Source organism: uncultured Sphingomonas sp., assembly GCF_913778135.1.
In the GTDB taxonomy this organism is placed as follows: Bacteria; Pseudomonadota; Alphaproteobacteria; order Sphingomonadales; family Sphingomonadaceae; genus Sphingomonas.
Genome location: NZ_CAJYVU010000186.1, coordinates 1 through 3,699, shown reverse-complemented (window position 1 = coordinate 3,699; position 3,699 = coordinate 1). Strand labels below are relative to the sequence as shown.

The window sequence follows — 3,699 nt, the reverse complement described above, 5'->3', positions numbered from 1 at the left end:
CGCCGCGCCACCGTTTCCGATCACACCAGCTAGCAGCACCAGCGCATCAAGCGCCCCGCCGCTGCGGTGAAACCCATCTAGGCCAGCCCACACACACCGTCAAACGGTTTTTGCAGAAAAGTTGCAGCGAGGGTCAAAAAAGCCTCCATGAGGTCCTTGGGACGCATGGAGAGGCGCACGCGCTCACCCTTATGCCCATGTTTACGTAACCGTAGGATCGTATGACTTACGCGCGTCGGATGACGAGCGTCGACACCATACAGGGCTCCGGGCCCACGACGCTTGTACGGCAGATACGCAACGCGATCGTGTGGCGTTCCGGGAGCCAGATCCTGTCGCAGATCGTGCAATGGGCGGCGACGTTCCTAGTCATCCGCATCTTGTCGCCGAGCGACTATGGCCTGTTCGCGATGACCGCCGTCGTCCTCGCCTTCACCAACATGCTCGACGGTTACGGCCTCGCCAGCGCGCTGATTCGCCAGCCAGAGGTCGGGGCGCGTGACATACGGCAGCTGTTCGGACTGCTCATCCTGCTAAACGGCTCGCTCGCGATCGTTCAGGTGGTCGCGGCGCCGCTGCTCGCCGCTTATTACCGCCAGCCGATCGTCGCCGACATGCTGCGCGTGCAGTCGCTGCTTTATCTCACGACCCCCTTCATCGCGCTCCCCTCCGCACTGCTGAGCCGGCAGCTCGATTTCAGCCGCCAGGCGAAGGTCAACATGGCCGCCTCTCTGATGTCGGCTTCGACTGCGTTGCTCGGAGCATTGTCGGGCTGGGGTGTGTGGACCCTGGTGGCAGCGCCGGCTGCTCTCTACCTCACCCGCGCCATCGGACTGACTTGGGCGGCGCGCACGTTGGTACGGCCATTGTTTCGCTTCGACGGAGCGGGAGACTTGCTTCGCTTCGGCGGCTTGATGGCGCTGGGGCAGTTGTTCTGGTTCCTGCAGAGCCAGACCGACGTGTTCATTGCCGGGCGGGTACTCACCCCGCATCTGCTCGGCATCTACACGACCAGCCTTTTCCTCGCGCAGATTTTCGTGTCGAAGTTCGTGCCCCCGCTCAACGAAGTGGCGTTCAGCGCCTATGCGCGGATCCAGCACGATCCGAATGCGCGCGCCGCGGCATTCATTAAAGCGGTACAATTGGTGATGCTGGCCGCTTTGCCCTTCTACGCCGGGCTCGCCGCGACCGCCGGACCGCTGGTGCACGCGGCGCTGGGCGAGAAATGGGGCGAGGTCGTCCCCGTCGTGCGGCTGCTGGCGCTGGCGATGCCGTTCATGACACTGCAAGTGCTTTACTCCCCGGCGTGCGATGCGGTCGGTCGACCTGGGGTCGGAGTCATCAACGGCGCGATCGGCGCGGCGTTACTGACCGCCGCGTTTCTCGTGGGCGTGCACTGGGGTGTGACCGGCTTGGCCGCCGCTTGGCTCGTCGCCTATCCTGCCTATCTCGCGGCGAGCAGCGCGCGCGCCTTGCCCGTGATCGGCGTGTCGGCGCGCGCCGTTGTGCAGGCCGCGACGCCCGCGATCGTCTGCGCGGCTGTAATGGCCGCGCTGGTGGTTGCCGCCGAACACGTCTTGCCGCCGCTCAGCCCGCTGCTCAATCTCACCGTGCTGGTCGCGATCGGCGCGGCGAGCTACGCCGGGCTGCTGCTGACGTTCTGGCGCGGCACGATCGGCGACATGATCAGGCTGGTCCGTGCCTGATCCGATTCACGCCTGCTGGATGTAATCGCGCATCGCACGTGCTTCCGCCTCGATTCTGTCGATTCGGTATTTGACCAGATCGCCGATCGAGACGATGCCGAGCACCTGCCCACCCTCGACGACCGGCAGGTGGCGGATGCGCCGCTTGGTCATAAGCGACAGCGCGCCGAGCACCGAGTCGTCGCGCCCGACCGTCACGGCGGGGGCCGTCATCACCGTTGCAATCGACTGATCGAGAGCGGACGCGCCGTGCTCGCGCAGGCAGCGGATCACATCGCGTTCGGAAAAGACGCCGACGACGCGACCATCGTCGATCACCGGCACCGCACCGATCCGCCGCTCGGCGAGTAGCGCGACCGCGTCGGCAACACGTCGATCGGGTGAGATGGACACAAGGTCGGCGCCCTTGTCGCCGAGGATCGCTGCGATGGTCATCGCCTTCTCTCCTGTATGGTCTCGCGCCTATAGGCTGGCGGGTCGCATCATTTCACGTTCGCGTGCGTGTTGCAAAGTGTGTGGGGACAAGGGGTGGCGGATGCAGGGACTGGACGATCCGGCGCAGGCGCGTTTCGCATGGCGGCGCTTTCGCCGCATCCTGGCGATCATGACGCTGATCGGCATTGTCGCGGCGTTCCTCGCCGTTCACCTGCTAGGTCGTGCTTACGGCGAGCTCGGCTGGATCGCGACGCTCGCGACCTTCGGCGGTGTGATCGGATCGATTGCGATGGCGGGCGCGCTGATGGGGCTCGCCTTCATGAGTTCGGGTACCGGACACGACGAAGTCGCCGACGCCGCCGGCCTTGATACGACAACGGGCCGAGCGCCCCGAAAGGACGTCGGCCCGTAACGTTCGATCGTTAGAGGGCTGCCACCCTACTCCGCGGCCGAAGCCTCACCGCCGGTGGCGCGTGCGACACGGCGACGCCGCGGCTTGGGTGCCTCGCCCTCGTCGGCGGAAGGAGCGATCGTTTCCGCATCGCTCGCGCGGACGATGCCGAGCGACGGCGGCAGGCGATCCGCGTCGAGCGCTTCTGCCGGCGCAGCATTCTCCATGCCCTCCTCGCGAACCTTGCGCGCGCGGGTGCGACGGCGTGGCGCTTCATCGGCCTGCACGTCGGGCGCAGATGCCACCTGCGGCGGTGCCGAATTCAGCTCGGCGCCTTGAACGGGCGCCTGATCAACGTCGTTAGCGACCGCGGGCTGGCTTACCTCCGCCAATCGACGCTCGCCACGCTCGAAGCGGGGGCGATCTTCACGTGGCTGGCGCTGTTCGCGCGCCTCACGCGGCCGCTCGTCGCGGTCGTAGCGCGGGCGCTCCTGGCGATCGTCGCGGAACCGGTCGTCACGGGGACGGGCATCGCGGTCGCCGCGCGCTCGGTCGCTCTGCTGACGCTCGCCTTGATAACGATCGCTCTGCTGGCGCTCGTTCTGCGGCCGCTCGCCCTGCTGGCGATCGCTTTCCTGTGCGCGCTGCATTTCGTCGGCGCGGACCGGCTCACCCTCGTCGCCGAAATCGTCGAACGGATCGAACTGGTCAAAATCGTCGCGCGATTGACGGCGCTGCTGCCCCTGCTCCTCGCTGCGCCCGCGCTGGTCGGCGAGCACGCGAAAATAATGATCGGCGAACTGGAGGTAATATTCGGTGTTGACCCGGTCGCCCGACATCTGCGCGTCGCGTGCCATGTTCTTGTATTTCTCAAGCAACTGCGCCGCATTGCCGCGTGCGCGACTGTCGATGCGATTTCCGCTGTCACGCTGCCCCTGGCCGCCACCGCCCGAACGCTGCGGTCCATTGCCACGGCCGCGACGGCGACCTTGCTGACGATTGTTGATCAAAAGTGTGTCCTCGTCCTCGAACCTAAAACGGCACTGCTCCCGAGCGGCACCGATCACGGTGCACGGGCGATCATTCCCCAGGACGGCTGCACGGTGGCGAACCGGACCTGCCACGGCCACCGGACTGCAGCGGCTGATGACGAAGGGAGGGCACAAC

4 protein-coding genes and 1 pseudogene are annotated in these 3,699 nt (G+C 66.2%); 2 read left to right on the top strand and 3 right to left on the bottom strand.

What is annotated here, in order from left to right:
• Positions 1-239 precede the first annotated feature (239 nt).
• On the top strand, positions 240-1,706 hold the full coding sequence (locus tag QZ847_RS16150; protein WP_294358512.1) for a lipopolysaccharide biosynthesis protein: 1,467 nt from the start codon (positions 240-242) through the stop codon (positions 1,704-1,706).
• 6 nt (positions 1,707-1,712) lie between these two features.
• Here QZ847_RS16150 and QZ847_RS16145 read toward each other — a convergent pair whose 3' ends face one another.
• Positions 1,713-2,141, bottom strand: coding sequence for a CBS domain-containing protein (locus QZ847_RS16145; protein WP_294358509.1), 429 nt, complete (start codon positions 2,139-2,141; stop codon positions 1,713-1,715).
• A 100-nt stretch (positions 2,142-2,241) separates the two neighbouring features.
• Here QZ847_RS16145 and QZ847_RS16140 point away from each other — a divergent pair, with 100 nt between their 5' ends.
• A complete protein-coding gene (locus QZ847_RS16140; RefSeq protein ID WP_294358507.1) occupies positions 2,242-2,553 on the top strand; it encodes a hypothetical protein in 312 nt (103 codons plus the stop codon).
• Positions 2,554-2,579: 26 nt separating this feature from the next.
• Here the strand turns inward: QZ847_RS16140 and QZ847_RS17050 are convergent, their stop codons facing one another.
• Together QZ847_RS17050 and QZ847_RS17045 are read right to left on the bottom strand one after the other, a co-directional pair.
• Positions 2,580-2,837 carry a hypothetical protein gene (locus QZ847_RS17050; RefSeq protein WP_366930210.1) on the bottom strand — a complete coding sequence of 86 codons (258 nt, stop codon included), beginning with the start codon at positions 2,835-2,837 and terminating at the stop codon, positions 2,580-2,582.
• A gap of 516 nt (positions 2,838-3,353) precedes the next feature.
• Positions 3,354-3,599, bottom strand: a pseudogene (locus QZ847_RS17045) (DUF4167 domain-containing protein); the annotation flags it as partial.
• Between the last annotated feature and the right edge of the window lie 100 nt (positions 3,600-3,699).